Source organism: Streptomyces sp. NPDC042201 (genome assembly GCF_055582185.1).
This window is the reverse complement of record NZ_JBVJDS010000003.1, coordinates 237,873-264,740: the sequence shown is the minus strand read 5'-3', so window position 1 is coordinate 264,740 and position 26,868 is coordinate 237,873. Positions and strand designations below refer to the sequence as shown.

Genomic DNA, 26,868 nt, shown 5'->3' with positions numbered 1-26,868 from the left:
AGGCTCGGCGAAGATCGCGTCAATGGCGGCGGTGCCTCGTGCGCCCGCCCGGGGTCGGAAGTGGGGGTACTTCCGCAAGGTGAACCCGGGGTCGGAGTGACCCAGCCGGCATGCCAGGGAGACGACAGATTCAGCAGCCTCCAGTTCCTCGGAGACGTAGAAGTGACTCAGGGCGTGGAAGCCATGCTCCCGGGACGGCTGCTGCGGAATCCGCGCCAGCACTCGCCCTAAGGTGGTCTGGTGTTCGATCGCTTGGAGATCAGTGTGCTGCCGCCGGGGCCCCGGTTCGGTGTCCATCTGCGCTTCTGGGTCAACGGTGAGGAAGTGGTGGCAGGGGCGGTTGGCGAAGGCGGCTGCGGCCCGTTCGCAAATGACGTGTTGCCTGCCGGCCGTCGCAGTCCCCTCCGTGCGACAGGCGTGCCGCGGCGTGTGGAGCTGGGCGAACCCGTGTGCACAGGTGGCTGCTGCGGTTTCCTGTCCGTGGTCGTACAGCGAATCGGCGACATCGTGCAGTGGTCGGACTGGCGGGTTCCATACGTGGAGGACCCGCCGCTGGAGTTCCACTTTGAAGCCTGTCAGTACGACGCCGAACTGGCTCGCGTGGAGGCGGACCGGTGGTGGCGTATCTACACATAGCCAGCGTCGGTCGGTGCCCCGCTCGGCTGACAGCCGAAGGCACTTGGACTTCAGCAGCACGCACTCAGCCTTCGAAGCCGGCGAGTCGGTCAGGGGTACCGCCGGACGCGGGGTGGCGGGTAGTACTCGGGAGAACGCGTGCGAGGGCTACCGCCGGGCGCTCGCCGCGCATGCGGCCGCCGCGCCCGTCCGTAGCGCCGACCCGGGCATCGCGGAAGCGGTGGAACGGCAGACCCGCGTGCTGCGCGCGCTCAGTCGCCGCGCGTTCCCCGAGCCCGGGACCGTGCCGGACGGCGAGCTGAGAAGGCCCAGGGCTGGGCGCCCGGTCCGTGGCATAGCCTTTCGCCATGACAGACGGTCAAGCGGACCTCGAACTTCTCGCATCGGGCAAATACGTCCTGATCACTACCTTCCGTCGGGACGGCAGAGAGGTCCCGACCCCGGTATGGGTGATCCGTGACGGTGACGCCCTCGGTATCTGGACGGTCGCCGCCTCCGGCAAGGTCAAGCGGATCCGCAACCGCGCCGACGTTCTGGTCTCCGCCTGCGACATACGGGGCAACCCCTCGGGCGAGCCGGTCCCGGGACGGGCAGAGATCCTCGACGGCGGGCAGACCCGGCACTACCGCAGTCTCCTGGGCCGCAAGTACGGGCTGCCGGGAAGACTCACGCTCCTGGGCAGCCGCCTGCGGCGGGGCCTGGACGGGACCGTCGGCATCCGGATCACCCTCGACTGACCGGGCGGTACCGGTACGAGGGATGGAGCAGACTCCGCCCATGCCGGACAGCTCGTGACCTGGGCGAGGACCGACAGACAACCTGGCCTCCCGCGAGGCACAACGTGCTACTGGCTGATCAGCGGCAGTACGGGGAAAGTGTGGCTCTGCCAGATCAGGCGGGAGGGCTCTTCCGGGTAGGCGGTGACAGCCGACGCGGTGTCGAAGCGCTGAACGAGGCGTTGATCGGTGTCGTAGGCGGGCCAGCCGGGGTCGCCGTGGGTGGCGAACGAAGTCCATGCGGCGCGCATCCGGGCGGACAGGGCCTCAGCCTCGGGCGAGGGTGTTTCACCGATCAGCATGGCAGGCTGGCCGCGGTCCAGGTTGCCGAAGACGAGTGGTACATCGAGGCCGTGGCAGGCGCCGAAGGAGCCGCCCATTCCGGGGGCCGGCCAGGTCAGCTCGTAGACATGCGCGCGGCCGCCGGCAGCTTTCTGGGCCTCGGCGAGGTGGAGCGACGGCATGCGGAACAGCCAGTCGGAATGGACCAGTTCGTACAGCTCGTCCGGGCCCGCTGCCGGGAAGGCGTCGCGGTAGCGGCGGGCTCCGTCCGGGCCGGGTGCGAAGACATGGAGGGCGTTCGCCGCCTGCTCCTCGCTGACCTCACCGAGCAGACCGCTGATGGCGGTGAACAGGCGCTGCTCGTCGCGAGTGTGGCCGACGAGGAGTTCGATGTCGCGGCCGGCGCCGTCGGTCAATGCCTGCCACGGTGTGACGGCCAGGACCTCGCCGTCGACCACGGGCGAGAAGAGGATTGTCCTGTGCGCGGGCTGCCCCCAGCGTGGTGCCCACTGGTCCATCTTGGCGCTGACCGTGTCAGCGGCGGCGGACAATTGGCGTGGGGCAACGCTGGCCAGGTCGGCCAGCGTGGGCCGCAGTCCCAGCTCGGCGGCGCAGGCGGCAGTGATGTCCGCGGCAAGCTCCGGCGAGAAGAACGTGCCCGGCACGCTCTGTGCGACGGCCCGGCGGAAGAGCCCGGCCGCCTGCGGCATCGCCAGCAGCGCGGCGACCGATCCTCCACCCGCTGACTCGCCGAAAAGCGTGACCTGGTCAGGGTCGCCGCCGAAAGCCCCGATGTTGTCGCGCACCCACTCGAGAGCGGCGACCTGGTCGAGCAGCGCCCGGTTGGAAGGAGCGCCCCCGATCTGTGCGAAGCCCTCGATACCCACGCGGTAGTTGAACGTCACCACGACGACGCCACCGTCCCGCGCGAGCCGGCCACCGTCGTACTCGGGGAGGCCGGACATGCCGATCATGTAACCGCCGCCCTGGATCCACACCATCACCGGCAGTCCCGCGTCCGGGTCGGGTTCGGGCGACCAGACGTTGACCGTCAGCCAGTCGTCGCCCGCGTCCTGCGACGCCGCGTCCGCGCCGAAATGCCCGCCCTGCGGGGGCGGCGGGCCGTACGAGAGGGCCTCCCGCACTCCGCTCCAGCCCCGTACCGGTCGCGGCGCGGCGAAGCGCAACGCGCCGACCGGGGGCTCGGCGAACGGGATGCCGCGGAAGACCGCCACGCCTGCCTCCCGGGCGCCGCGCAGCCTCCCGGCCACCGCGCGGACTTCGGGTCGGGGCCCGGATGGCTGGGACTCGGAAACGGTCATCACAACTTCCCTCAAGCGGGAGGAGAGGGCACGCCGCGGCCCCGGACCCGCAGATAGTCCACCACGGGTGAGATACCGCGCCAGCGATTTACGGATGACTCGGGCTGCTGGAGCCGGGTATCCGCCGTCCCGGACGTCGTCGGCCGTCATTCGGTTGAGAAGGAGTGTCACGTGGCGATGACTTTTTTCCAGGGATGAGAGTCTCTTCATCGAATGCCCTGCCGGGCACCCACGTGCTCCGGTGCGGTGCGGGGCACGACTCGTATCAGGAGGCCGTCCACATGACCGATTCGGAACTGGCAGCAGATCGCAGCCCGGCGGCGGGAGTCTGGCCACTGATCCATGCGGAGCGAGCGGCACTGGTAGCCGATCTTGAAGGTTTGTCCGACGATCAGTGGGCGACGGCCTCACTGTGCAGCGAATTGACGGTGCGTGAGGTGCTGGCGCACCTCACCGCGTCGGCGAGTCTCAATTCGGTGCGCTGGCTGGCGGGTGTGATCCGCTGCCGATTCGACTTCGACAAGCAGGTAGCCATGAGGCTGGCCGAACAGCTCGGTGCAACCCCGGCCGAGACACTTGAGCGGTTCCGGCGTGTTGTCCCCAGCAGAACCAAGCCTCCCGTCCCTGCCACGGCCATGCTCGGCGAGACGATCGTGCATGCGGAGGACATCCGGCGCCCGCTGGGCATTCGCCGCGACTACCCGATGGAGACGGTCACACGGGTAGCTGAGTACTACCAGGGATCGGATCTTGTGGTCCCTGCCAAAGGACGCATCGGTGGCCTGCGACTGGTCGCAGATGACGGTCCCTTCAGGACCGGGTCCGGGGCGCTCGTGTCCGGCAGGACCTTGGCGCTGATGATGGCCATGACCGGACGCGCGGCGTACCTCGAAGAGCTGGAAGGCGACGGTGTTGAACGCCTCCGCGAGCGCTGTGGAACAGCGTGACGGCGGTCCCGGTCACCCGGCGAGGGTGAGGCGAAGGTGTGCTCGACGCGGGCGCGGACCTTTCGGTGGGAGTGGTTGCGTTCCTCTTTCCAAACCGTCAGCAAATGCCGCACCACCGAATGCTCTTCTAGCTGAGGTGCTTCGCGATCTCCCAGCTGGCCGCCAGTTCGACATCCCCGTTGATTCTCACGTCGATCACGACCGGACCGTCCTCGACCGCCAGCGCCTTGTCGATCTCGCCGAAGTCGTCGGGGTTTCGCACGGTGAAGCCCTTGGCGCCGAAGCCGGCCGCCAGTTTCGCGAAGTCGGGCTGGGGGGTGTCGGCGTACGACGGGTTCAGCTTCTTGTGGACCAGGTCGTGCTTTTCCTGGCCGCCCGCGTTGTCGTTGAAGATGACGACTGTGAGCGGCAGTTTGTGGCGTACGGCCGTCTGGAAGTCGGCGACGTTCATCATGAACGACACGTCTCCAGTGACGTGCGTGACACGCTCACCCGGCCGTGCGAAGCAGGCTCCGATGGCGGTTGCCAGTCCCTGGCCAATAGCGCCGAAGTCCCAGCCGAGCCCCCAGTTCTCGGCGCACGGTACGGTCAGCATCTTCGCGTAGATCATGCCGACGTGGCCGCCGTCCACCACCAGGATGCGGTCGTCCTTCGGCAGCGCGTGTTCGAGATACTCCGCGGCTCGGCGGGGATCCGACGAATCCCCGTCCGCGTAGTCGATGTCCCCGTGCTTGCTGTCCTGGATACGTTGCCGGAGCCCCGCATCGGCCTGGCGCGACGCCGAGGCCGCACCGAGCCTGTCCGTCAGGGCCGCCACGGCCGTTTTCGCGTCGGCGGTCATGCCCACCGTGACCCGCGCGAACCAGCCGAAGGCGTCCTGCCGGTCGTCGATCTGAATGATTTTCTTGCCGTTCTCCATAATCTTGCCGAAGTCGGTGGTCCACTCGTTCAGGCTCGCGCCGACGACCACCATGACGTCACTGTCGGCGAGAGTGTTCACCGTCAGGTCGGACCCCAGTCCGCCGCTGATTCCGAGATACAGCGGATAATCCGCACAGAATCCCGATGCGAGAAGAGAGACCGCGACAGGCGCACCGAGGTGCTCGGCCAATCCGCGCACCTCGGCCTGGGCTTTCGAGTTCACCGCGCCGAGTCCGCAGAGAATGGTCGGCTGCTTGGCGGAAGAGAGAATCCTTACCGCCTCTTCGACGTCCTGGGCAGTCGGCGGTTGGGGGGCTCCGGACTTATACATGGGCTGATAGTCCCAGCCGGCGTCGGGCATCTCTGTCTGCTGAATATCCTGGGGCAGGTTCAGAATGAACGGCCCTTTACGCACTTTGACCTGACGGAACGTCTCACCAAGGCAGTAGTCGACGTTGTGCACCGAATCGAGCCGAACGGTGGCCTCGGTCGTGAGTTTCGCGAGTGCGTGCTGGTCCACCATGCCCTGGGGGTTGTACGGGTCACGGAGAGAAGAGTGCCCGGCGAGCACCAGAAGGGGGGTCCGATGCAGCCGCGCCGCTACCAACGAGGTCGTCGCGTTGGTAAGGCCGGGCCCTTGGGTGACCGAGGCGAGGCCGGGTTTTCCGCTGAACCGCGCGTAACCGTCGGCCATGCCCACCGCACCGGACTCGTGATGGGCATGGCCGAACTTCACACCATGCCGTTCGCCCAGATCCACAATCAAGTCCTGGTTCGCGTCACCCATTACGGCGAAGAGGTGGTCGAGTCCTTCGGCAGCGACCGCATCAGACACGGCTTGGAACGCCTTCATCGGAGACTTCCTCTCAGTCGGATTGCTGGTCGGGCACCGGAAGGCTGCAGATCTCGGACTAATCGTGGGCAACGGCACAATTCGGCCCTGTTCGCTCGTGACTATAACCAGCGGGCTGAGACGTCGCTGTCTCGACACGGCCACATCCGTATCCCCTCCTGACCGGCACGAATGCCGGTCAGGAGGGGGCGCGGCGGCGCCGGTCAGGACCGGTAGCGGGCGTGTTCGATGTGCCAGACGTACGAGGACGCGAGGGATTCGATCGCCCGTGCGTGCGTGGCGAGCGGGCTGTCGCCGTCGGCGGTCAGTTCGGTGATGCGGAGGCCGGCCACGGCGGCTCGTTCTTCGCACATGCGGGAGGCCAGCCGGAACGCCTCTTCGAGGTCACACCCGTGCTGTCGCATCAGGAGCGTGGGCAAGCTGAGCGGGCTCGGGCCGTCGTGGGCCGCCTCCTTCTGGTACGAGGCGAGGTCGTTGATCCAGCCCGCGAGGTCGGCGACGGCCGCTTCGAGTTCCCGGACCGCCGCCGAGGACCGCTGCTGCTGGGTCAGTTCGTATCCGAGCGTGATGTCGGCGATTGCCATGACGGTCCGTACGAAGACGGTGTGCGGGCGCATCGCGCGGTAGTCGTCCAGGGTGACCTGGTCGGGTCTGTCGAGGTGATGGGCCTCCCAGAGGATGCCGAAGAGGTTGTCCCGCAGATGTGCGGTGAGGCGCAGGTACTGGGTGGGCGTGGCCCGTTCCCCGAACCGGGTCAGGAGCTGGTGCAGCGCGGCGCCGAAGACGCTGGGCGCGCGCGGCGGGTCGTCGTGGCCGGCGAAGGCGTGGCCGGCGAGAGCGTGTTCGGCGAGGCCGTGGCCGGCGAGGAGGTGGACGCATTCGCTGATCCGGCGGGCCAGGCGAGCCGGGTCCTCGGCCCCCGCGGCCTCGCCGTGCGTGTCGTCGAACGCGGTGAGCCACAGGAGAAGGTCGGCGCAGAGGAAGAGACCGTCCCGGTCGGCCGTCGGGAAGGTGCGGGCCATTCCCTGGCCCGTGATGTTGCAGAGGGCCTTCCGCCCGCCGGGTGAGCCGATCAGCGGGAAGTCGTCGAGCCAGCCGGTGGTCTGCCGCTCGATGTCGTCGGCGTACCGGCTGGCCGGGAAGGGGCCGGGGAAGGAGCCCAGAAGATCGGGCATCGGCAGGGTGGCGGGCGGCCACGGGCCTGTTCGGCCGGGACCGTTCATGCCGCGCTTCCCGCGGCCACCTGGACCCTGGCCTCGGCGATCATGTCGAGGGACGAGGGGTGCACGGTGATCGCGGGTACCGGCCGGACGGTGGCGCCGGGTGTGGGCCGCAGGCGCCAGCGTGACGCGACGAGGGCCGTGATCACGACTGCCTCGGTAACGGAGAACTGATCGCCGATGCACATCCGTTTGCCGACCCCGAACGGCATGAAGGCCCCCCTCGGTGGCTGAGGACGCTCGGGGAGCCAACGGTCCGGGTCGAAGCTCAGCGGATCGGGGAACAGGTCCGGATCCCGGTGCATCGCGTAGGGGCTCCACATCACGTCCGTGTCCGCCGGCAGGCTGAACTGCCCGAGCTGTACGGGTGAGATGGTCCGCCGCGTCAGGATCCAGGCGGGGTTGTGCAGGCGCAGGGTCTCGTCGATGAGCCTGCGGGTGAAGGCGAGCTGGGGAATGTGCGCGGCGGCGAGCGGCTCTCCGGCGAGCACGGAGTCGACTTCCTCGTGCAGCCTGCGCTCCAGGTCGGGGTTGCGGCCCAGTTCGTGGAAAAGCCAGGCCAGGGTGACCGCGGTGGTCTCGGAGCCGGCGGCGAGCAGCGCGGTGACCTCCGCTATCACTTCCTGGTCGGTCAGTGTCGCGCCGGTTTCGTCCTGGACGGTCAGGAGCAGGGAGACCAGGTCTTCGTAGGCGTCGGGGTGTGCCCGGTGGTCGGCGATGATGGCCTCGATGGCGTTGCTCAGCACGGTGTTGGCGGCCCAGGCCCGGCGGTTGCCCGGGGTCGGCAGCCGTTCCAGGGCGGAGATGGGCACCATGGCGTGCCGCAGGGCGGCCTTGAAGACCGTGTCGACTCCGTTGAGGATCGTCTGCGCGGGCCCGCGATCCGGGTTCGAGGAGAACAGCGCGGCCATGACGACGCCTTGGGCCATGAGCTGCATTTCGTTGCACACGTCGAGGGTTTCCTGGTCGCGCCAGGCCGCGACGGAGGGTTCCGCGGTGTCCCGCATGGTCGCGATGTAGCCCCCGACCTGCTTGTGGTGGAGCGCGGGCTGCATCAGGCGGCGCCGGTTGAGGTGCTGTCGTCCCTCCGCGACCGGCAGAGGGTCGCCACCGAAGATCTTGAGTTTGTCGAAGAGCAGTCCCTTGTTGAAGTGCTGGGACTTGCGGGTGAGCATCTCTTGGAGCAACTCGTGCGAGTTGATCACGGTGATGGACTTCGGGCCGACGGCGAGGCGAACGATGGGCCCGTAGGTGCGCAGGCGTTGGACGTACTCCAGCCGGTTCCTGAGCAGGGGGAGGGCGTGTCCGATGAGCGGCACCCGCCGGGGGGCGGTCGGCGGAACGTGTATGTCAGCAGTCACGTGTCTGTCCTTGTCGCATCTGGTCGGTTGTCCGGGGTGCGCGTGGGGTGGCCGCTCCGGCTCTGGTGTGACGTGTCCTCAGCAGCTCTCGCGCGGCGAGGACCTCCGCTTCGATCATCGCGGCGGGCGCGTACAGGGTTTTGTCGTGCCACAGGGCGGGGTGCCGGTGGCCGGGGGCCCCCGCGGCGTCCAGATACGCCTCGGCGCGGTCCATCGCGCGGGCGTGGCGCGGCTCCCTCGTGTGGGGGTCGGCGGCCAGCAGGATCTTCACGGCGTACGCGGTCTCCTCTACGGTGCCGTCCCACACGCCCCAGGAGCCGTCGTCGCGCTGGGTGTCCAGCGTCCACGCGGCGGCGGCGTCGACGGCCGTGGACGTACGGTCGCCGTCGTACCGCGCGAGCGCGGTCACGCATCGCTCGGTGGCGTAGTACGGGGAGGCGTGCCATTTGTCGGGCCACGGTCCTTCGGGCTGCTGACAGCCGACCAGCCAGTCGCACAGCTTGTCGGCCTTGGGGCCATAGGTGTGCTGTTCTCCGGGGTGCAGGCGCAGGTAGCTGTCCAGGGCCTGGAGGGCGTGGGCGTTCGCGGTGACCGAGCCGGTGTCCTCGCCGATGTAGCAGTCGTAGTGGCTGCCGTTGTGGAACAGGTCGAGCGGCGCGGGGTCGAGCGGGCGGCCCACGAGCGCGGCCACCAGCACGGCCATGGCGGTGTCGTCGGCGTCCACCATGAGGCCGGGCGCGCCGCGCACTCCTCGGGGATCGTAGAGCTGCTCGGCCCACGCCCGGACGGCGGGCAGCGTGGCGGAGGGCAGGTGGACGCGGGCGAGGGCGGCGGCGACCCACAGCCGTTCGAAGACGAGGATCGGGGCCGCCTCGGGAAAGAGTCCTCCGTAGCGCTGTGCCACGGGCTCGAGGTCCGCGACGGCCCGGGCGATGGCGGCCGGTGTCCGCGAGGCCGCCGCGCGGGCGGCGGTGGCGGCCGGCGAGCTGCCGAGGAGGCCCTGCGCGTCGGACGGCAGCTCCCCGGGTATGTGCCCGGCTATGCCTTCGAACGTGTGATGGAACTTGACGGGAAGGCTGCCGGCCGACCCGTACCGCTGCGCCACGTACCCGGGCGCCGCCTCGTGATAGCCGTCCGGGACCGTCGCCCGCCCGCCGGGGCGCCACTCCCCGATACCCGGCATCCCGTCGGTGGCGGCCAGGTCCAGCTGCTCATTGATCCTGGCGACGAGGCCGGGGACGAGGATCTCGGCAGCGGCCGTGTCCGGCCACGGGCCCGCCGCCGGGAGGGCGCGCAGTGCGGCGAGCCCGCGGTTGACCGCTCCCGCGAGCCGCTGGGTGACCTCGGCGGACATGGCGCCCCGCCGCAGGACCGCCAGCGCGGCTTCCACCGCGCTGAGCGTCGGCAGCAGCCGGTACGGCTGCGGCCCCTCACCCCAACTGCCGTCGGACGCCTGCTCCTCCAGCAGGTACGTGATCCGGCGCGGCTCCCCGGGCAGCCAGGGCGCCGCGGAGATGACCCGGGCCGTCTCGTAGAGGGAGGGGCGGACGCTGCCCCACCTGTCCTGGTCGGTCCTGGCCACCAGACGGATGGCCTGTTCGGCGTAGGTCGTGCTCACGGCCGTATCACTCAAGGGCTTTTTCCACTTCACGGTTGCGAGGGCTGGTGTTCTGGCGGGCGGTCATGTCTGTCTCGTCGTCGCGGCCAGGGCGATCTGGCGCAGGCGGACGGCGGCGGCCGCCGGGAAGGGGGCTTCGTCCAGGGCGGCGAGGGCGGCGTCCCGCCTCGTGGTGATCATTTCCTCCACGGTCTGCCTGGCGCCGGTGGAGTCCAGAATCGCGCGGACCTGTGCGGCTTGGGCCTCGTCCAGGTCGCTCCGGCCGACCAGACCGCGCAGGGTGTCCAGTTCGGCGGAAGAGGCGCGCTGGACCGCGAGCGCCATCAGTACGGTGGCTTTGCCCTCACGCAGGTCGTCCAGGACCGACTTGCCTGTCTCGGCGGGATCACCGAACACCCCGAGCAGGTCGTCGCGCAGCTGAAACGCTTCTCCCAGCGGTATGCCGAACGCGCTACACGCGTTGAGTACGAGCGATGAGGCTCCGGCCGAGGCCGCCCCTATGTGCAGAGGCCGTTCGATGGTGTATTTGGCGGTCTTGTACCGGATGACGCGCAGGGCTCCTTCGACGTCACCGGAGAGCCGGCCGGTGCTCTGCAGATCCAGGAGCTGCCCGTACATGATCTCGCTGCGCATCGCGGCCACCAGAGGCTGCACCTGGGCCAGCCGGCCCGGGGCGAGGCCGGCCGTGTGGAGCAGTTCGTCCGACCACACCAGCGCCAGGTCTCCCAGCAGGACGGCCGCTCCCAGGCCATGCGCCTGGGCCCTGCCGCGCGGGCCGCCCCTGTCGGTGTACGCGACGGCGAGCGCGCGATGGGCGGACGGCTGCCCGCGGCGGACATCGCTGTCATCCATCACGTCGTCGTGGATCAGGGCGAACACCTGGAAGAGCTCCAGGCTGGCGGCCGCGCGTACGGCGGCCGTCACGTCGCCGGTCGCTCCTGCGGCGTGCCAGCCGGTCACGCACAGCAGGGCCCGCAGCCGTTTTCCGCCGGCGAGGAGCCCGCGGAGGGTGCCGGTCAGGTACGTCAACTCGGCACCCGGCGCGGCCCGGTCCTTGGAGTCCAGGAATCCGGTCAGAGCCTCGCCCACCTCGTGCCGTAGGGAGGGCAGGTCCAGCAGGCCGGTGCCGGAAAGCATGTCAGTCATCGGTGGTTGATCCCCTTATCGGTCGAGAACCGTCATGGCGGCTCTGTTCGGGCAGAGGACGGGGCCAGGGGCGCAGACGTCCCGGGGTGCCGTGGTGGTGCCGGCCCCGTTCCAGTGGCGGCACCACCACGGCACGACTGCGCGGCAGGCTGGGGAAACGGCTTCTACGCCTGGAGGCTGTCTGCCTTCAGGGGAGATGACGCGTCCGTCCTGGGGCGGGAGGGATCCCGGCTCCAGGGGGTGGCTCCGTCGGCGTCGGGAGCCAGCGGGGTGAACTGGGCGGGAAGCGCCGTGAGCGTTCGGTGGACCCCCCCGTCGCGGTAGGTCAGCTGATCGACCGGTACGGCGAGCTGGATGTCCGGCAGATAGCTGACGAGCCGTTCGATCGCGGCGGTGGCGATCAGCAGGGCCAGGTCACGGCCCGGGCAGGAGTGCGGACCGGCCGCGAAGGCCAGATGGGCCTTGGTGCCCGAGCGGTAGCCGTCGGAGGGCGCGCCCGCGTGGGGACACGTGTTGGCGGCGGCGTACGAGACCATGAAAGGTGAGCCGGCCGGATAGCGGGTGCCGTGGAAGGTGATGGCCTTCTTGGGGAAGTGGAAGCTGTAGTTGGCCAGGGGCGAGTCATTCCACAGGGCGTCGTCGATGGCGTGCTGCACGGGCAGGCTGCCGGTGGTGAGGGTGCCGAAGTAGCGCTCGTCGCTCAGCATGCGTACACAGGTGTTCGCGATGAGGTTGGCCGTCGGCTCGTTCCCCGCGCCGAGGGTGATGAGAACCTGGTTGACCGCCTCTTCCTGGTCCAGCCCGTTGGGGTGGTCGATGAACCAGGAGGTCAGGTCATGGCCTCGCTGTGTGACCTTGGTGGTGTAGAGAGTCTCGAGGTACGCGCCGAACTCCTGCCCGCCCTCAGCTTGCCTCTCCGGATCGGTATCCATTGTGGCGTCGAGGGCCCACACCAGCTTCGGGCCGTACTCGTCCGCCATCCCGAACAGGGCGTTGAAGACCATCAGGGGCAACTGATGCGCGTACTGGCTGACCAGGTCGACCGTTCCGGCGTCGGCGAACTCCTGCAGGAGGGTGTCGGCGTAGCGGAACGTCACGAGGCGTACGTCGTACGGGTCGAGCAGACTGAAGCTGTCGGTGATGACCTTGCGCAGATGGGCGTGGGTCTCTCCGTCGGCGAAGAGGAGGCTGGGGCGCCACTGCACCAGAGGCCTGATCGGGCTGTTCTCCGGCACCTGGGGCAGCCAGTCACGGGTGTCCTTGGTCCAGGTCTCGGTGTCCAGCAGGAGATCGAGTGCGGCGCGGTAGTCGGTGACCAGGTTGACCACGACATCGGGTGCGATCTCGGCGACGCCGACGGGCCCCTGCTTGCGGAGCAGTTCATAGCTGCGCTGGGGGTTGGCGGCGTGTTCGGCCCCGTACAGGGGCACAGGCGCCGCGGTTGAGGCGATGGTCACGAGGCTATGGCTCCGGCTCCGGCGGCGGCTATGGAATGAGCGGTGAGCGCGATGAGGGCGTTGAGGCTGCTGTCCCTCTGGCGGGCGTCACAGGTGACCAGTGGGGTGTCTGGTGCGAGATCGAGCTTCGAACGAAGAAGATTCACGTCGTAGTCGGGGGAGTCAGGGAAGATATTGACTCCGACGGCATACGGCAAACCACGCTCTTCAATGAGATCCATCACTTCGAAGGACTCGTCCATCCGCCGGGTGTCGACCAGGACGAGCGCACCGAGAGCTCCGGTGGCGATGCCCTCCCACAGGGGAAGGAACCGTCGCTGTCCGGGAGTTCCGTACAGATACAGCACGACCCGGTCGCCGGGCAGCGTCAGCCGGCCGAAGTCGATGGCGACCGTGGTGGTGGTCTTGTTGCGCAGGCCGATGAGACTGAGATCGTCGGTGCCGGCCGCGGCGTCGGTCATGACTTCATCGGTGTGCAGGGTGGGGATCTGCGACAGCGTCTTGATCGCCGTTGTCTTGCCGACACCGAGAGGACCGGCGACAAGGAGCTTGACCCTTTGGTGGTTTCCCTCAGGCAGGTAAACCGGGCGCGGGCTAGGCGGCGAGGAGGGATTGGAGTCCACTCAGCACCTCTTCCATGAGTTCTTTCGACGGCCGGCCGGCGCGCGACGGGGCGAGCGCGTCCGGGGTCGGCACGGTGGCTTGTAACAGGCCGTCACTGACGAGTTGCTCGGCGAGCACCAGGCATACGCTCACCGGAAGGCCGAGGTAGCCGGCTATCTCCACGGGGGTGAGGGATCCGTCGGTGACGATCTCGACGACGCGCTGGTGAGCCGTCGTGTGGTACGAGGCGAGCGGCAGGCCCTTGGCGCGGAGGGCGGTCAGCGTATCGAGGGTGCTGAGCAGGGAAGGACCGCTGCTTCCGGTCGCCAGATAGGCCGGAAGCAGCCGTCGCTGTTCCTGGCCGCGGCTCACGGCGCGCCGTCGCTGGTACGGGGGGAAACGGACATGAGCTGCTCCCCGAGCTTCATTGCCTGGCGGGCCATCGTGTTGGCGACCACCCCCATGGGCATCGCGTCATCACCCGCGGTGGCGATCAGGGTATTTTCACCGGCCGGCATGACCATGTAGATGCCCTGGGCGATATTCACGGTGACCATCTCGATGGGGGTGCCCTCCGTGGCCCTCAGCGCCGTGATGGCGGCGGCGCGAGAGGCGGCGTGCAGGGCGGAGGTCATGGCGGCGATACCGTCCGCCTCGTCGACCGTGAGGTCCCCGGACCTGGTCTGAACCATCCCGTCGAGCGTCATGGTCATCGCATGCCGGACCCCCCTGATCTCGACGATGGGAGTCAGGATCCAGCCGTCGGTCTGGTCCTGGGTATTGCGCGTGGTCACAGTTCTTCCTTCGAATCGGTGCCGCTACGGGCGCTGTTGAAGCCTTCCTGGAAATCGCTCCACTTGTCACGGACGCGCTCCGGGTCCAGGGCACGGTGCGTGGGATCCGTGCCCTGGCCTGCGCTCACCGCGGAGGCACGGCGGCGACGCTGGGGCAGCTGCGACGCGGCGGAGGAAGCCGCTGCCGGTGCGGGCGTGCGCGCGGGCAAGTCGCTCTCCGCGGCGAGAGCCGGCCGCTTGTGGACCTTGGGCGCGAGCGCGGGCAGGGGGGCCATGGCCGAAGGGGGCTCGGCTTCCTCGTCGATCGAGGTCAGCAGGTTCGGGGGAATGGACACCACAGCGCGCACCCCGCCGTAGGGAGACGGATTGTCGATGGAGACGCGGAAGCCGTAGTCGGCGACCAGGCGGCCGATGGCGGCGAAGCCCTGGGAGGGCGGGTCGCCGAGCTCGGTGAGCATCACCTCCGGCTGTTCGGCCGAGGTCAGCCGTACACCGCGGGCGAGCGCCTCCGCCGTCATGCCCTTGCCTGCGTCGTCAATCGTGATGCAGACGCTGCCGTTCTCGGTCTGGAGCAGACTGACATCCACCGCGAGGTCGTCACGGGAATGCTCCAGGGCGTTGGCCATCAGCTCGGCGCAGGCCACGGCCACCGGCTCGGCGGCGCGTCCCACAATGCCGACACCGGCGACCCGGAGCCGGGAGCTGATCTTGATGCGGTCGAAGCCTCGCAGCCGGGAGGAAGCGCCACTGACGATCTCGGCCACGTAGGTGTCTTTACGGACATGCCCCGGCCAGGCGCCGCACACGATGGCGGTCCGCTGGATGAGCCGCAGATTCTGCTCGTTGAGGTGGTCCGCCGCGAGCAGCCTGTTGGTCAGGCTGCGCGGCGCGCTGAACTCGTGCTGGAGGGCTTCGATCTCCGTCTGCAGACGGTACGACAGGGCCTGTGAGTCCTGGCTCGTACCGCGCAGGGCCGCCCGGGCTGCGGCGTCCACGCGACGGCGCTCTTTGAGGACGATGCCGGAAACCTGCTCGAGCAGGGAGTCGAGGAGTTCCGCGCCTTCGGGCTTCGCCCGGTTCGCGTGCAGCGGTCCCGGGATGGGGTGGTGGGAGCTGATCAGGTTCAGCGCGAGGGCGGGAAGCTGTGCGGTGGTGAGGTGACGTACTTCCTCGCGGAATTCCGTCTCGCGGGTTTCCGCGTCCTTCCTGAGGGACTCCGCGGTCTTCACGCGGGACTCCGCGGATTGTGCGAGCGCGGTGGCGGACATCGCGCGGGAGTCCGCTGCCTGCTTGTCGGCGGCCAGTCCTTTGCCACGGCGCACGTGTTTGCGGCGCGAGAGCGCCAGCAGCAGTGCGACGACGGCTATGGCGAAAGCCAGGGCGCCGAGCGCAAGGGCAGGTTCTGAGATTGAGGTCACTGGAGGAGGGGTCCTAGGGGTTGGGGTCGGGCGTCCGCCTGCCGGAGAGCCGGCGGAGGAACAGGGGCCGCGGTGCGGCGGCGCCATGGGTGCGTGAGAACGCGGCGAAGGGCGCAGAAGTGATGTCGCGGTGGGGCCGCACGGCCGGGGAACGGCGGATAACCGCCCTGGGCCACTGCGTCGGATCGCCCACTGCGTCGGATCCGCCCGCGTCACTGCCCTGACAACTGACGCTCTCTGACAGGGGTGCTGGGCCGGGCCGACTGTCGATCACAGGCGATCAGGATCATCAGAGCTCCATTGAGAACAGACGGCCGACGGCTGATGCTTCCGTCATCAAGCCCTGTCGTTACTTGGTGATGTCACGTCAAAGCGTGTTCAGTTTAGGGGAGTTGATCAGTCCGTGCAGCCTGGGTGGCCTGTTGTGACCGCCACCTCGGAGGGCGCGCTCGCCGCGTTCCGGGTAACCCCCGCGACGGAAGCCCAGGTTGACGTCATATGTCCCCGTGGGGATGAACATCGGTGTGGAGCGGTATGGCGGGTCGCCCAAACCCCTAAATGTCCGCTAGGAACACGACATGACTGAATGTTTCGACTTCAAATTCGAACTGAGAGACTCCCTTACGGCCCGCATTGGACGTAAGTCCGAGTGGCCCTACAGCATTCGCGTGGCGCGCGAACTGCTCGACCTGATCCACGCGCAGCTCGGCCAGGTGGGCATGCTGCGTTTCCTGCGCTGCGCCGAGGCGGCGTCGAGGGCGTTCAAGGAGCCCAGCAACCGGGCGACTCTGTACAGCGACCATCTGTCCCAGGCTCTCGCCAGGGACTTCGCCACGGAACACGACAAGCGCCAGGACGCCGTCTGGAACATCTTCCTGGCGGCCCACCGCATCACCGGCCAGGAGCAGTGCGACCTCCTCATCGACTGCGCCATCGAGGCACTTCAGGTAGATCTGGCCCTGGTCCCGTAGCCGCCGACGGCGTGCTCCCCGACGAGACGGGGCGCCCTTGGGCCCACGACCGGGCCCGAGGGGCCCTGCCGTCGGCCGGTCAGGGCAGTACGGCGATCCCGTCCAGCTCCACCAGCGCCTGTTCGTCCCAGAGCCGTACGACTCCGATCACCGCCATGGCCGGATAGTCGCGGCCCGCCAGCCGGCGCCAGACGCGGCCGAGTTCGGCGGCGTGCGCGCGGTAGTCCGCGACATCGGTCGCGTAGACCGTCACCCGCGCGAGATCGGCAGGGGCGCCGCCCGTCGCCGCGAGGGCGGTGAGCAGATTGGTGAGCGCCGTCTCGAACTGGGCGGGCAGGGTCTCCCCCACGACCGCGCCGTCCCGGTCGAGCGCGGTCTGCCCGGCCAGCAGGACCAGCCGGCCGCCGGTGGCGGTGACGGCGTGCGAGAAGCCGGTGGCCGGGGACAGCCCGGCGGGATTGACGCGCTCCAGGCTCATGCGTACAGCTCCTTGGCGATGATCGTGCGCTGCACCTCGGTGGCGCCCTCGTAGATCCGCGGGGCACGGACCTCGCGGTAGAGGTGCTCCAGCAGATGACCGCGCTGGAGGGCGCGCGCGCCATGCAACTGGACGGCGGAGTCGACGACGTACTGCGCGGTCTCGGTCGCGAACAGCTTCGCCATGGCGGAGCGTCGCGGCACGTCCGGCGCGCCCGCGTCGTACGCCTCGGCGGCCGCGTACACGAGCAGCCGCGCCGCCTCCGTGCGTGTCGCCATCTCCGCGACCCGGTGGGCGACCGACTGGAGGTCCTTCAGCGGGCCGCCGAAGGCGGTGCGCTCCGCGGTGTGCTCCAGGGTCGCGTCCAGGGCCGCTTGCGCCATGCCGACGGCGAAGGCGCCGACGCTGGGGCGGAACAGGTTCAGGGTGTTCATCGCGACCCGGAAGCCGCGGTCCACCTCGCCCAGGACATCGCCTCGGGTCACGGGTACGGCGTCGAAGGAGAGGGCACCGATGGGGTGCGGCGACAGCATCTCGATCGGGGAGCCGGTCAGTCCCCGACGGTCGGCGGGGACGAGGAAGGCGGTGATCCCACGGGCTCCCGCGCCCTCGTCCGTACGGGCGAAGACGGTGTAGAAATCGGCCTCGGGGGCGTTGGAGATCCAGCGCTTCTCGCCGGTCAGCAGCCAGCCGTCGCCGTCGGGCACGGCCCGCAGGGCCAGCGCGGCGGCGTCGGACCCGGCGCCCGGCTCGCTCAGCGCGAAGGCGGCCACCGCGCGGCCCGCGCTCACCTCGGGCAGCCAGCGGGCCCGTTGCCAATCGGTGCCCGCCTGGACGACCGGGTACGTACCGAGGCCCTGGAGCGCGAGCGCGGTCTCGGCCTCCGTACACCCACGGGCGAGCGACTCGCGCAGCAGGCACAGCTCCATCGCGCCGGTCCCCGTCCTGCCCGCGGACCCGGTCCCGCTGCCGGTCCCGCTGCCGGCCTGCGCCCCGAACAGCCGCTCCAGCAGGCCGAGTTCGCCGAGGGCGGCGATCAGGGGGCGGTTCACCCGGCCGGGCTCGCCCTTCTCGGCGAGCGGCCGCAGCCGCTCCACGGCGAGGGCGCGCAGCTCGGCACACCAGGCGGTCTGTACCGGATCGAGCGAGAATACGGGCATCCGAGCCCCCACTTCCAGCGCGTCTATCGCGGACCGTTGACTGTCGTCATCTTCACGATACGCTCGATGGGCGAGCCCACCACGACAAGGGGGCGAACCATGGAGCTGACCCCGTCGGCCCACAGAGACACGTTTCCGCGCGACCATCTCCCGCCCGCGGAGCAGTGGCCGGCGCTCCTCCCCCTGCCGCCGGGACCGCGCTACCCCGACCGGCTCAACTGCGCCGCGGAGCTGCTGGACCGTACGGTCGAGCGGTTCGGCGCCGGCCGGCCCGTCTTCCGCACCGCCGCCGGCGAGGTCTGGACGTACGGGGAGCTACGCGGACATGTCGACCGCATCGCGCATGTCCTGACCTCCGATCTGGGCGTGGTGCCGGGAAACCGGGTGCTGCTGCGCGGTCCGACCACCCCGTGGCTGGCGGCCTGCTGGCTGGCGGTGCTGAAGGCGGGCGCGGTGGCCGTGACCGTCCTGGCCCAGCAGCGGGCGCATGAGCTGGCCACCATGTGCGAGATCGCCCGGGTCGGCCATGCCCTGTGCGACATCCGGTCGGTGGACGATCTGGTCAAGGCCGAGGTGCCGGGGCTGCGGATCACCACCTACGGCGAGGACGCGCCGGACGATCTGCTGCGGCTGGCGGACGGCAGGCCGGAGCCGTACACACCGGTGGAGACCGCGGCGGACGATGTGGCGCTGATCGCCTTCACCTCGGGGACGACGGGCCGGCCCAAGGGCTGCATGCACTTCCACCGGGATGTGCTGGCCGTCGCCGACACCTTCTCGCGGCACGTACTGCGGCCGGAGCCCGACGACCTGTTCGCGGGCAGCCCGCCGCTCGGCTTCACCTTCGGTCTCGGCGGTCTGGTGATCTTCCCGATGCGCGCGGGAGCGTCCGCGCTGCTGCTCGAACAGGCCCATCCCACCCAGCTGTTGGCGGCGGTCGCGGAGCACGGGGTGTCGGTCCTGTTCACCGCGCCGACCGCCTACCGCGTGATGCTCGACGAGCTGGCGGGGTACGACATCTCCTCCCTGCGGCGCTGTGTCTCGGCGGGCGAGAATCTGCCCGGGGCCACCTGGCAGGCGTGGCACGAGCGGACCGGGCTGCGCATCATCAACGGCATCGGGGCGACCGAGCTGCTCCATATCTTCGTGTCCGCGGCGGACGAGGCGATCCGGCCGGGCACCACGGGCGTGCCGGTGCCGGGGTGGCAGGCCCGCGTCGTGGACGCGAGGGGCGTGCCGGTGCCCGACGGGGAGCCGGGGCTGCTGGCCGTCCGCGGCCCGGTGGGCTGCCGGTATCTGGCCGATCCGCGCCAGCTGGAGTATGTCCGGGGCGGCTGGAATCTGACCGGCGACACGTATGTACGCGAGCCGGACGGCTACTTCCGCTATGTGGCCCGCGCCGACGACATGATCATCTCGGCCGGGTACAACGTCCCGGGACCGCAGGTCGAGGACGCGCTGCTGGCCCATCCCGATGTGCTGGAGGCGGCGGTGGTCGGCCGCCCGGACGAGCTGCGCGGCCAGATCGTCGCGGCCTATGTCGTACTGCGGGACGGGGTGGAGCGGGGCGAGGAGACTGCGGGGGCGCTGCGGGACTTCGTCAGATCCCGGCTGGTGCCGTACAAATGCCCGCGCGCGATCGTCTTCCTGGACGCCCTCCCCCGCACCCCGACCGGCAAACTCCAGCGCTTCCGACTACGCGATCCCGACGCCGTCCACCGATCGGCGGACGGTTTAAAATGATCACGTGGCCGAGCAGCACACTCCCCGATCCCTGATCGTCACCCTGTACGGCGCGTACGGCCGCACACCGGACGATGCCCCGCTCCCCGTGGCGGAGCTGATCCGTCTGCTGGGCGCTCTCGGCGTGGACGCGCCCTCCGTGCGCTCGTCGGTCTCCCGGCTCAAGCGCCGCGGGCTGCTGGTCCCGCAGCGCACGGCGGACGGCGCGGCCGGGTACGCGCTCTCGGCCGAGGCCCGCCAGCTGCTGGACGACGGGGACCGCCGTATCTACGCCCGTCCCTCGCCCCAGCTCTCCGACGGCTGGGTGCTGGCTGTCTTCTCCGTCCCCGAGGCCGAGCGCCACAAGCGTCATCTGCTGCGCTCGCGTCTTGGCCGGCTCGGCTTCGGGACGGCCGCGCCCGGTGTCTGGATCGCGCCCGGCCGGCTCCACGAGGAGACCCGCCACACCCTGCGGCGGCTCCAGCTCGATCCGTACGTCGACCTCTTCGGCGGCCAGCACCTCGGCTTCGAACCGACGGCGCGGGCCGTGACCCGCTGGTGGGACCTGGAGTCGATCGCCGCTCAGCACAGGGAGTTCCTGGCGGCGCACGAGCCGGTGCTGCGCGGCTGGGAGACCCGGGCGGCCGTGCCGTCCGAGGAGGCCTACCGCGACTATCTGCTAGCGCTGGACTCCTGGCGGCGGCTGCCGTACGCGGACCCCGGCCTGCCCGCGGAACTGCTGCCGCGGGACTGGCCGGGGGAACGTTCCGCCGATGTCTTCGCCCAGCTGCACACCCGGCTCAGGGACGCGGGGCTCGGGTTCGTACGGCCGCCGGTCACCGCAGGGTGAGACGCGGCTTGGGGTCGTCGGTGCGTCCCGCCGGGGGCGTGCGGCTGCCCGCGCGGTACGGCAGCGGCCAAGGCGCGGCGGGGCCTTCGTACCCCTGGGCGGCGGCCGCGTGCAGCGTCCACTGCGGATCGTGGAGATGCGGCCGGGCGAGGGCGCACAGGTCGGCCCGGCCCGCCAGGAGCAGTGAATTGACGTCGTCCCAGGAGGAGATGGCGCCGACGGCGATGACCGGGACGGACAGGGTGTTGCGGATCAGGTCGGCGAAGGGCGTCTGGTAGGAGCGGCCGTACTCGGGCCGCTCGTCCGGGACGACCTGTCCGGTCGAGACGTCGATCGCGTCGGCTCCGTGCGCGGCGAAGGCGCGGGCGATCTCGACGGCCTCCTCGGCGGTGGTCCCGCCCGGCGCCCAGTCGGTGGCGGAGATACGGACGGTCATGGGCCGGTCGTGGGGCCAGTCGGCGCGTACAGCATCGAAGACTTCGAGCGGGAAGCGCAGCCGGCGTTCGAGCGAGCCGCCGTAGGCGTCGGTGCGCCGGTTGGTGAGCGGGGAGAGGAAGCCGGAGAGCAGGTAGCCATGGGCGCAGTGCAGTTCCAGCAGGTCGAAGCCGCTGCGCTGGGCCCGCCGGGCCGCGGAGGTGAACTGCTCACGGATCGCGCCGAGCTGCGGGCGGTCCAGCTGATGCGGTACCTGGCTGACGCCCGGCCGGTAGGGCAGCGGTGACGCGGCGGCCAGCGGCCAGTTGTCCGCCGGCAGCGGCTCGTCCATGCCCTCCCACATGAGCCGGGTGGACCCCTTACGGCCGGAGTGGCCGAGCTGCACACCGATGGCCGTGCCGGGCGAGCGCGCGTGGACGAAGTCGGTGACACGGCGCCAGCCGTCCCCCTGTTCGCGGGTGTAGAGGCCGGTACAGCCCGGGGTGATCCGGCCTTCGGGGCTGACACACACCATCTCGGTCATGACGAGCCCGGCGCCGCCCAGGGCGCGCGCCCCGAGATGGACGAGATGGAAGTCGTCGGGGACGCCGTCCACGGCGCTGTACATGTCCATCGGGGAGACGACGACACGGTTGCGCAGGGTGAGACCGCCCAGCGTGAACGGCGTGAACATCGGGGGCGTGCCGGCCGGGCAGCCGAAGTCCGCCTCCACGGCCCGGGTGAAGCCGGGGTCACGCAGCCGCAGGTTCTCGTGGGTGACGCGGCGGCTGCGGGTGAGCAGGCCGAAGGCGAACTGGCGCGGCGGCTGGCCGGTGTACGTGGCCAGCTCCTCGAACCAGCGCAGACTGGCGGCGGCCGCGCGCTGGGTCGACTCCACGACCGGGCGGCGTTCGCTCTCGTACGCGGCGAGCGCGGCCGGCAGGTCGGGCCGCTCCTCGATACAGGCGGCGAGCGCGAGGGCGTCCTCGACGGCGAGCTTGGTGCCGGAGCCGATGGAGAAGTGGGCGGTGTGGGCGGCGTCGCCGATCAGCACCGTGTTGCCGTGGCTCCAGCGTTCGTTGACGACGGTGCGGAAGGCGGTCCAGGACGAGGCGTTGGAGCGCAGCGGGCGGCCGCCGAGCGCGTCCGCGAAGATCTTGGCGCACTGCTCGGTGGACTGCTGCTCGTCGAGTTCCGCGAATCCGGCGGCCTGCCAGACCTCTTCGCGCATCTCGACGATGACGGTGCTGCGCGCCTCGGCGGCGACGCGCCCGTCGGCGGCGTCGCGCCCGTCTGCGTACGGATAGCCGTGGAGCTGCATCACGCCGTGCTCGGTCTCGGCGATCTCGAAGCGGAACGCGTCGAAGGCGAAGTCGGCGGCGAGCCAGATGTAGCGGCAGCGGTGCGTGGTGACCGTAGGGGCGAAGACCTCGGCATGGGCCTCGCGGGTGAGGCTGTGGACCCCGTCCGCGGCGATCACCAGGTCGTACGCGGAGGCGAGCTCGGCGGCCGGCGGGGCCTCGGTGCGGAAGCGGAGCCGTACGCCCAGGGACGCGCAGCGCTCGTGCAGGATCTCCAGCAGTCTGCGCCGGCCGAGCGCCGCGAAGCCGTGGCCGCCGGAGGTGAGGGTCCGGCCGCGGTGGACGATGTCGATCGCGTCCCAGCGGACGAACTCCCCCTGGAGCGCGCGGTGGACGACCGGATCGGCGTGCTCGATACCGCCGAGGGTCTCGTCGGAGAGCACGACGCCGAAGCCGAAGGTGTCGTCGGGGGCGTTGCGTTCCCAGACAGTGATCTCGCGCGCGGGGTCGAGCCGTTTGAGCAGGGCGGCCGCGTACAGCCCGCCGGGTCCGCCACCGATGACCGCGACGCGCAGGGCGCCGGCGCCGGCCATGGCTAGCGGCCCTGCCATTTCGGGGGCCGCTTCTCGGTGAAGGCGGCATGGAACTCGGCGTAGTCCTCGCCGTTCATCAGCAGCGCCTGGGTGGCGGCGTCCAGTTCGACGGCGGCGGCGAGCGGCATGTCCAGCTCGGCGGTGAGCAGGGCCTTGGTCTGCGCGTACGCCAGGGCGGGGCCGTCCGCGAGCCGGCGGGCCAGCTCGGCGGCCCGCGCGTCGGCGCGGCCCTCGTCGGCGAGTTCGCTGATCAGCCCGATCCGCTCGGCCTCGGGGGCGCGTACCGGCTCACCGAGCATCAGCAGCCGGGTCGCGTGTCCGAGCCCGACGACGCGCGGCAGCAGATAGGCCGCGCCCATGTCGCCGCCGGAGAGACCGACCCGGGTGAAGAGGAAGGCGAAGCGGGCGGAGGGCTCCGCGATCCGGAAGTCGGCGGCGAGCGCGAGGACGGCGCCGGCGCCCGCGGCGACTCCGTGCACGGCGGCGATCACCGGGAAGGGGCACTCACGGATCGCCCGGACCACCTGCCCGGTCATCCGGTTGAAGTCGAGGAGCTGGGCGGTGTCCATGGCGAGGGTCGCGCCGATGATCTCGTCGACATCGCCCCCGGAGCAGAAGCCGCGGCCCTCACCGGCCAGCACCAGGGCGCGGACGGACCGTTCCCGCGACAGCTCGGCGAGCAGATCGCGCAGATCGGCGTAGGCGCCGAAGGTCAGCGCGTTGAGCTTCTCGGGGCGGGCGAGGGTGACGGTCGCGACGCCGCCGTCCCGCGTCAGCCGCAGATGGCGCCACTCCTGGGTGCGGGGCGCGGAGCCGGAAAAAGGGCTCATGGAGTGCGGCCTCCTTCAGCGGATGCTGTGTGCCGGTCGCCCGGGACCGTCGTCCGGACCCTTCCCCGGAACGGTATCACCCATATATGACTTCCGTCACGAGCACGCAATACGGCTCTCGCATATGGCCAAAGGTCCCGTCCGCGATGTGGCGGAGGTCCCAAACCCGGCAGGCCGCCGCCCCTTGTTAACGCCTTTACGCTCCGTAAGGATGGCGGAAATAGCACTTGTACCTTGATCGGACCATCTGTCGTGCCCGAAGCCTCAGGCTCCACCTCCTGGCGAGTCGCGCTGCCGCACAGTGCCCAGGCCGTGCCTCTCGCACGCGCCGTGGTCCGCACGGCGCTCGCCCATGTCCAGGAGACGCCTGACAGTGACACCGCGGAGCTGCTCACCGCCGAGCTGGTCGCCAACGCCGTGAAACACACGAACGGGGACGCCGCGATAGAGCTGGTGGTGGAGCTGATGGAGAGCGGCTGCCAGGTCGAGGTGCACGATCGCGACCCCGCTCCGCCGGGCAATCTCTCGGTCCCCGGGCATGCGGCCATGCCGGATCCCTGGCAGGAGGGAGGCCGCGGTCTGCTGCTGATCCGTACGCTCAGCTCGGACTGCGGTCATCGCACCACGGCTCAGGGCAAGGCGGTCTGGTTCACGCTTCCCGCGCTCTGAGCGCCGGGATCCGGAACCCGGCGCTCAGAGTGCATGACTATTCGGAAGCGCCGTCCCTGGACAGGGTGGCCACCAGGACGGCCTTGATGGTGTGCAGCCGGTTCTCCGCCTCGTCGAAGACGACCGAGTGCGCCGACTCGAAGACCTCGTCGGTGACTTCCAGCTCGCTCAGACCGTGGCGCTCATGGATCTCACGGCCGGCCTGGGTGCCCAGATCGTGGAAGGCCGGCAGGCAGTGCAGGAACTTCACGCCGGGGTTGCCGGTCGCGCGCAGCACGTCCATGGTCACGGCGTACGGGCCGAGGGCCGCGATGCGCTCGTCCCAGACCTCCTTGGCCTCCCCCATCGACACCCAGACGTCGGTGGCCACGAAATCCGCGCCGGCGACGCCTTCGGCGATGTTCTCGGTGAGGGTGAGCCGGGCTCCGCTGGCCTCGGCGGCCTTACGGGCCAGGGCGAGGATCTCGTCGGCCGGCCAGTAGGAGCGCGGCGCGACGATCCGTACATCCATGCCCAGCAGGGCGCCGGTGACCAGATACGAATTGCCCATGTTGAACCGGGCGTCCCCCAGATAGGCGAAGGCGATCTCCGTCAGGGACTTGTCGCTGTGCTCGGTCATGGTGAGCACGTCGGCGAGCATCTGGGTGGGGTGCCAGTCGTCCGTGAGGCCGTTGAAGACGGGGACGCCGGCATACGCGGCGAGCTCCTCCACCGTCGCCTGGGCATCCCCGCGGAACTCGATGCCGTCGAACATCCGGCCGAGGACCCGGGCGGTGTCCTTCGCGGACTCCTTCTTCCCGATGTGCGAACCCGCCGGGTCGATGTACGTCGTGGCCGCGCCCTGATCGGCCGCCGCCACCTCGAAGGCGCAGCGCGTGCGGGTCGAGGACTTCTCGAAGATCAGCGCGATGTTCCTGCCGCGCAGCCGCTGGACCTCCGTGCCCGCCTTCTTCGCGGCCTTGAGCTCGGCGGCCAGATCGATCAGGCCGCGGAACTCCTCGGCCGTGAAGTCCAGCTCCTTGAGGAAGTGGCGGCCTGCGAGGTCTATCGCCATGATGGCTGCTCCTGGGGCGGGAAGGGTGGCTGAAAGGGGACTGAGGGAGAGGGCGGCTGTCTCGTACCGTCCTGCCCAACGGGACTTCGGAACTATATACGATGCTTCGTATTGCTATACAGGCGCTATACAGGCACTACGGTGCGTCTATACGGGCTCACGCTCGACCGGACAGCTCATACAGCGGGGCCCGCCGCGCCCCCGGCCCAGTTCGCTGCCGGGGATCTCGATCACCTCGATGCCCTGCTTGCGCAGATGGCTGTTGGTGGTGACATTGCGGTCATAGGCGACGACGACCCCGGGCTCGACGGCGAGCACATTGCAGCCGTCGTCCCACTGCTCACGCGCCGCCGAGTGCACATCCTGGGTGGCGGTCAGCACCCGGATGTCCTGCAGCCCGAGCGCCGCCGCGATGGCGCGGTGCATATGCTCCGGCGGATGGTCGGTGACCTTGAGTTCGCGGCCGCCACTGCCCGGCTCGATGGTGTACGAACGGAGCATGCCGAGACCCGCGTACTGCGTGAAGGTGTCGCGGTCGACCATCGTCATCACCGTGTCGAGATGCATGAACGCCCGCCGCTTGGGCATGTCGAGCGCCACGATCGTGGTGGCGGATCCGGCCTCGAAGAGCCCACGGGCCAGCATCTCGACGGCCTGCGGGGTGGTGCGCTCACTCATCCCGATCAGTACGGCGCCCTCGCCGATGACCAGGACATCGCCGCCCTCGATGGTGGACGGGTAGTCGTCCTGCCCCTCCGACCAGTGGTGGAAGTCGCCGGCCCCCGGCCCGGTGAAGAGCGGGTGGTGCTTGTAGATCGCCTCGAAGTGGACGGTCTCGCGCTGCCTGGCCGGCCAGCGCATGGCGTTGATGGACACCCCGTCATAGATCCACGCCGAGGTGTCCCGGGTGAAGAGATGGTTCGGCAGCGGATCGAGCAGGAAATCGTCCAGCGCCATCACATGGAAGCGGACGGACGTCGGTTCCGCGTGCCGCTCCAGGAACTCCCGCTTGGTCATCCCGCCGACCAGCGCCTCGACCAGCTCACCCGTCGCCAGCTCGTCGAAGACCGCCCTGAGGTGGTCGGTGGCGAGCGGACCGTACTCCTTCTCGTCGAAAACCCGGTCCAGCACCAGCCGCCGCGCCTCCGGGAGCTCCAAGGACTCCCGCAGCAGCTCGCCGAAGAGATGCACCCGCACCCCCCGGTCGCGCAGCACCTCCGCGAACGCGTCGTGCTCCTCCTGGGCACGCCGCACCCACAGCACGTCGTCGAAGAGCAGCGTGTCCTTGTTGCCGGGCGTGAGCCGCTTGAGCTCCAGATCGGGCCGGTGCAATATGACGCGGCGCAGCCGCCCGGTCTCGGAGTCGACATGGAATCCCATGCCCCCATCCTCACCGTACGGAGCGCGATTCACGCGGTGAATGCGTGAGCGGACCCGGCGGGGAGGCACGGCCGGCGCGCTGCCGGTGCCTC

At 69.9% G+C, this 26,868-nt stretch carries 24 protein-coding genes; 7 read left to right on the top strand and 17 right to left on the bottom strand.

The window, feature by feature from the left end; translation table 11 throughout:
• Nucleotides 1-240 precede the first annotated feature (240 nt).
• Together ACZ6MZ_RS08690 and ACZ6MZ_RS08685 are read left to right on the top strand one after the other, a co-directional pair.
• Complete coding sequence (locus ACZ6MZ_RS08690; RefSeq protein ID WP_389790457.1) at nt 241-636, top strand: hypothetical protein; 396 nt, start codon at nt 241-243, stop codon at nt 634-636.
• Nucleotides 637-983: 347 nt separating this feature from the next.
• The gene (locus ACZ6MZ_RS08685) at nt 984-1,373 is read left to right on the top strand and encodes a PPOX class F420-dependent oxidoreductase (RefSeq protein WP_469350620.1); all 390 of its coding nucleotides are present in this window, start codon (nt 984-986) and stop codon (nt 1,371-1,373) included.
• Between the two features lie 107 nt (nt 1,374-1,480).
• Here ACZ6MZ_RS08685 and ACZ6MZ_RS08680 read toward each other — a convergent pair whose 3' ends face one another.
• Nucleotides 1,481-3,016 (bottom strand): carboxylesterase/lipase family protein, encoded by a 1,536-nt coding sequence (locus ACZ6MZ_RS08680; protein WP_469350619.1) that lies wholly within the window; start codon nt 3,014-3,016, stop codon nt 1,481-1,483.
• A gap of 281 nt (nt 3,017-3,297) precedes the next feature.
• On the opposite strand from ACZ6MZ_RS08680, the gene ACZ6MZ_RS08675 reads away from it, so the two are divergent.
• On the top strand, nt 3,298-3,963 hold the full coding sequence (locus tag ACZ6MZ_RS08675) for a maleylpyruvate isomerase family mycothiol-dependent enzyme (protein ID WP_469350617.1): 666 nt from the start codon (nt 3,298-3,300) through the stop codon (nt 3,961-3,963).
• Between the two features lie 127 nt (nt 3,964-4,090).
• Here the strand turns inward: ACZ6MZ_RS08675 and ACZ6MZ_RS08670 are convergent, their stop codons facing one another.
• From ACZ6MZ_RS08670 to ACZ6MZ_RS08625, 10 genes are all read right to left on the bottom strand, one after another.
• Nucleotides 4,091-5,737 carry a thiamine pyrophosphate-binding protein gene (locus tag ACZ6MZ_RS08670; protein ID WP_469350615.1) on the bottom strand — a complete coding sequence of 549 codons (1,647 nt, stop codon included), beginning with the start codon at nt 5,735-5,737 and terminating at the stop codon, nt 4,091-4,093.
• Nucleotides 5,738-5,940: 203 nt separating this feature from the next.
• On the bottom strand, nt 5,941-6,912 hold the full coding sequence (locus tag ACZ6MZ_RS08665; protein WP_469350613.1) for a terpene synthase family protein: 972 nt from the start codon (nt 6,910-6,912) through the stop codon (nt 5,941-5,943).
• A 44-nt stretch (nt 6,913-6,956) separates the two neighbouring features.
• A complete protein-coding gene (locus ACZ6MZ_RS08660; protein WP_389790468.1) occupies nt 6,957-8,318 on the bottom strand; it encodes a cytochrome P450 in 1,362 nt (453 codons plus the stop codon).
• Nucleotides 8,308-9,936: a prenyltransferase/squalene oxidase repeat-containing protein gene (locus ACZ6MZ_RS08655; protein WP_469350610.1), complete on the bottom strand. Its 1,629-nt coding sequence runs from the start codon at nt 9,934-9,936 to the stop codon at nt 8,308-8,310. Before ACZ6MZ_RS08655 ends, ACZ6MZ_RS08660 begins: the two co-directional genes overlap by 11 nt.
• Before the next feature lie 63 nt (nt 9,937-9,999).
• A complete protein-coding gene (locus ACZ6MZ_RS08650; RefSeq protein ID WP_384183146.1) occupies nt 10,000-11,082 on the bottom strand; it encodes a polyprenyl synthetase family protein in 1,083 nt (360 codons plus the stop codon).
• 164 nt (nt 11,083-11,246) lie between these two features.
• On the bottom strand, nt 11,247-12,539 hold the full coding sequence (locus ACZ6MZ_RS08645; RefSeq protein ID WP_389792059.1) for a cytochrome P450 family protein: 1,293 nt from the start codon (nt 12,537-12,539) through the stop codon (nt 11,247-11,249).
• Nucleotides 12,536-13,162 carry a GTP-binding protein gene (locus tag ACZ6MZ_RS08640; RefSeq protein ID WP_384329711.1) on the bottom strand — a complete coding sequence of 209 codons (627 nt, stop codon included), beginning with the start codon at nt 13,160-13,162 and terminating at the stop codon, nt 12,536-12,538. The genes ACZ6MZ_RS08645 and ACZ6MZ_RS08640 overlap by 4 nt, the downstream gene beginning before the upstream one ends.
• Complete coding sequence (locus ACZ6MZ_RS08635; RefSeq protein ID WP_384183154.1) at nt 13,134-13,514, bottom strand: DUF742 domain-containing protein; 381 nt, start codon at nt 13,512-13,514, stop codon at nt 13,134-13,136. Before ACZ6MZ_RS08635 ends, ACZ6MZ_RS08640 begins: the two co-directional genes overlap by 29 nt.
• Nucleotides 13,511-13,936 (bottom strand): roadblock/LC7 domain-containing protein, encoded by a 426-nt coding sequence (locus ACZ6MZ_RS08630; RefSeq protein WP_384183156.1) that lies wholly within the window; start codon nt 13,934-13,936, stop codon nt 13,511-13,513. The genes ACZ6MZ_RS08635 and ACZ6MZ_RS08630 overlap by 4 nt, the downstream gene beginning before the upstream one ends.
• Nucleotides 13,933-15,354, bottom strand: a complete 1,422-nt coding sequence (locus ACZ6MZ_RS08625) for an ATP-binding protein (protein ID WP_469350606.1) — start codon at nt 15,352-15,354, stop codon at nt 13,933-13,935. Before ACZ6MZ_RS08625 ends, ACZ6MZ_RS08630 begins: the two co-directional genes overlap by 4 nt.
• 578 nt (nt 15,355-15,932) lie before the next feature.
• On the opposite strand from ACZ6MZ_RS08625, the gene ACZ6MZ_RS08620 reads away from it, so the two are divergent.
• Nucleotides 15,933-16,325, top strand: a complete 393-nt coding sequence (locus ACZ6MZ_RS08620) for a hypothetical protein (RefSeq protein ID WP_384183161.1) — start codon at nt 15,933-15,935, stop codon at nt 16,323-16,325.
• A 79-nt stretch (nt 16,326-16,404) separates the two neighbouring features.
• On the opposite strand, the gene ACZ6MZ_RS08615 is transcribed toward ACZ6MZ_RS08620, so the two are convergent.
• Both ACZ6MZ_RS08615 and ACZ6MZ_RS08610 read right to left on the bottom strand, forming a co-directional pair.
• Nucleotides 16,405-16,803 carry a RidA family protein gene (locus tag ACZ6MZ_RS08615; RefSeq protein ID WP_384183165.1) on the bottom strand — a complete coding sequence of 133 codons (399 nt, stop codon included), beginning with the start codon at nt 16,801-16,803 and terminating at the stop codon, nt 16,405-16,407.
• Nucleotides 16,800-17,963 carry an acyl-CoA dehydrogenase family protein gene (locus tag ACZ6MZ_RS08610; RefSeq protein ID WP_469350604.1) on the bottom strand — a complete coding sequence of 388 codons (1,164 nt, stop codon included), beginning with the start codon at nt 17,961-17,963 and terminating at the stop codon, nt 16,800-16,802. The genes ACZ6MZ_RS08615 and ACZ6MZ_RS08610 overlap by 4 nt, the downstream gene beginning before the upstream one ends.
• 99 nt (nt 17,964-18,062) lie before the next feature.
• Here ACZ6MZ_RS08610 and ACZ6MZ_RS08605 point away from each other — a divergent pair, with 99 nt between their 5' ends.
• Both ACZ6MZ_RS08605 and ACZ6MZ_RS08600 read left to right on the top strand, forming a co-directional pair.
• Nucleotides 18,063-19,706, top strand: a complete 1,644-nt coding sequence (locus tag ACZ6MZ_RS08605) for an AMP-binding protein (protein WP_469350602.1) — start codon at nt 18,063-18,065, stop codon at nt 19,704-19,706.
• A gap of 4 nt (nt 19,707-19,710) precedes the next feature.
• Nucleotides 19,711-20,535: a PaaX family transcriptional regulator gene (locus tag ACZ6MZ_RS08600; RefSeq protein WP_469350600.1), complete on the top strand. Its 825-nt coding sequence runs from the start codon at nt 19,711-19,713 to the stop codon at nt 20,533-20,535.
• Here the strand turns inward: ACZ6MZ_RS08600 and ACZ6MZ_RS08595 are convergent.
• Nucleotides 20,522-22,861, bottom strand: a complete 2,340-nt coding sequence (locus ACZ6MZ_RS08595) for a bifunctional salicylyl-CoA 5-hydroxylase/oxidoreductase (RefSeq protein ID WP_469350598.1) — start codon at nt 22,859-22,861, stop codon at nt 20,522-20,524. The genes ACZ6MZ_RS08600 and ACZ6MZ_RS08595 overlap by 14 nt on opposite strands.
• Nucleotides 22,846-23,673: an enoyl-CoA hydratase family protein gene (locus tag ACZ6MZ_RS08590; RefSeq protein ID WP_384183178.1), complete on the bottom strand. Its 828-nt coding sequence runs from the start codon at nt 23,671-23,673 to the stop codon at nt 22,846-22,848. The genes ACZ6MZ_RS08595 and ACZ6MZ_RS08590 overlap by 16 nt, the downstream gene beginning before the upstream one ends.
• A gap of 237 nt (nt 23,674-23,910) precedes the next feature.
• On the opposite strand from ACZ6MZ_RS08590, the gene ACZ6MZ_RS08585 reads away from it, so the two are divergent.
• Entirely contained in the window at nt 23,911-24,342 is a 432-nt protein-coding gene (locus ACZ6MZ_RS08585) for an ATP-binding protein (protein ID WP_389792061.1), read from the top strand.
• A gap of 37 nt (nt 24,343-24,379) precedes the next feature.
• Here the strand turns inward: ACZ6MZ_RS08585 and argF are convergent, their stop codons facing one another.
• Together argF and ACZ6MZ_RS08575 are read right to left on the bottom strand one after the other, a co-directional pair.
• Nucleotides 24,380-25,396 (bottom strand): ornithine carbamoyltransferase, encoded by a 1,017-nt coding sequence (gene argF / locus ACZ6MZ_RS08580; RefSeq protein WP_469350597.1) that lies wholly within the window; start codon nt 25,394-25,396, stop codon nt 24,380-24,382.
• A 147-nt stretch (nt 25,397-25,543) separates the two neighbouring features.
• Entirely contained in the window at nt 25,544-26,776 is a 1,233-nt protein-coding gene (locus ACZ6MZ_RS08575) for an arginine deiminase (RefSeq protein WP_384183184.1), read from the bottom strand.
• Between the last annotated feature and the right edge of the window lie 92 nt (nt 26,777-26,868).

Coding starts and splice junctions, on each gene's coding strand:
- ACZ6MZ_RS08610 (WP_469350604.1), bottom strand. CDS start 17,963: ATGCCCGTATTCTCGCTCGATCCGGTACAGACCGCCTGGTGTGCCGAG.
- ACZ6MZ_RS08575 (WP_384183184.1), bottom strand. CDS start 26,776: ATGGGATTCCATGTCGACTCCGAGACCGGGCGGCTGCGCCGCGTCATA.
- ACZ6MZ_RS08685 (WP_469350620.1), top strand. CDS start 984: ATGACAGACGGTCAAGCGGACCTCGAACTTCTCGCATCGGGCAAATAC.
- ACZ6MZ_RS08675 (WP_469350617.1), top strand. CDS start 3,298: ATGACCGATTCGGAACTGGCAGCAGATCGCAGCCCGGCGGCGGGAGTC.
- ACZ6MZ_RS08590 (WP_384183178.1), bottom strand. CDS start 23,673: ATGAGCCCTTTTTCCGGCTCCGCGCCCCGCACCCAGGAGTGGCGCCAT.
- ACZ6MZ_RS08615 (WP_384183165.1), bottom strand. CDS start 16,803: ATGAGCCTGGAGCGCGTCAATCCCGCCGGGCTGTCCCCGGCCACCGGC.
- ACZ6MZ_RS08670 (WP_469350615.1), bottom strand. CDS start 5,737: ATGAAGGCGTTCCAAGCCGTGTCTGATGCGGTCGCTGCCGAAGGACTC.
- ACZ6MZ_RS08680 (WP_469350619.1), bottom strand. CDS start 3,016: ATGACCGTTTCCGAGTCCCAGCCATCCGGGCCCCGACCCGAAGTCCGC.
- argF (WP_469350597.1), bottom strand. CDS start 25,396: ATGGCGATAGACCTCGCAGGCCGCCACTTCCTCAAGGAGCTGGACTTC.
- ACZ6MZ_RS08650 (WP_384183146.1), bottom strand. CDS start 11,082: ATGACTGACATGCTTTCCGGCACCGGCCTGCTGGACCTGCCCTCCCTA.
- ACZ6MZ_RS08665 (WP_469350613.1), bottom strand. CDS start 6,912: ATGCCCGATCTTCTGGGCTCCTTCCCCGGCCCCTTCCCGGCCAGCCGG.
- ACZ6MZ_RS08595 (WP_469350598.1), bottom strand. CDS start 22,861: ATGGCAGGGCCGCTAGCCATGGCCGGCGCCGGCGCCCTGCGCGTCGCG.
- ACZ6MZ_RS08620 (WP_384183161.1), top strand. CDS start 15,933: ATGACTGAATGTTTCGACTTCAAATTCGAACTGAGAGACTCCCTTACG.
- ACZ6MZ_RS08605 (WP_469350602.1), top strand. CDS start 18,063: ATGGAGCTGACCCCGTCGGCCCACAGAGACACGTTTCCGCGCGACCAT.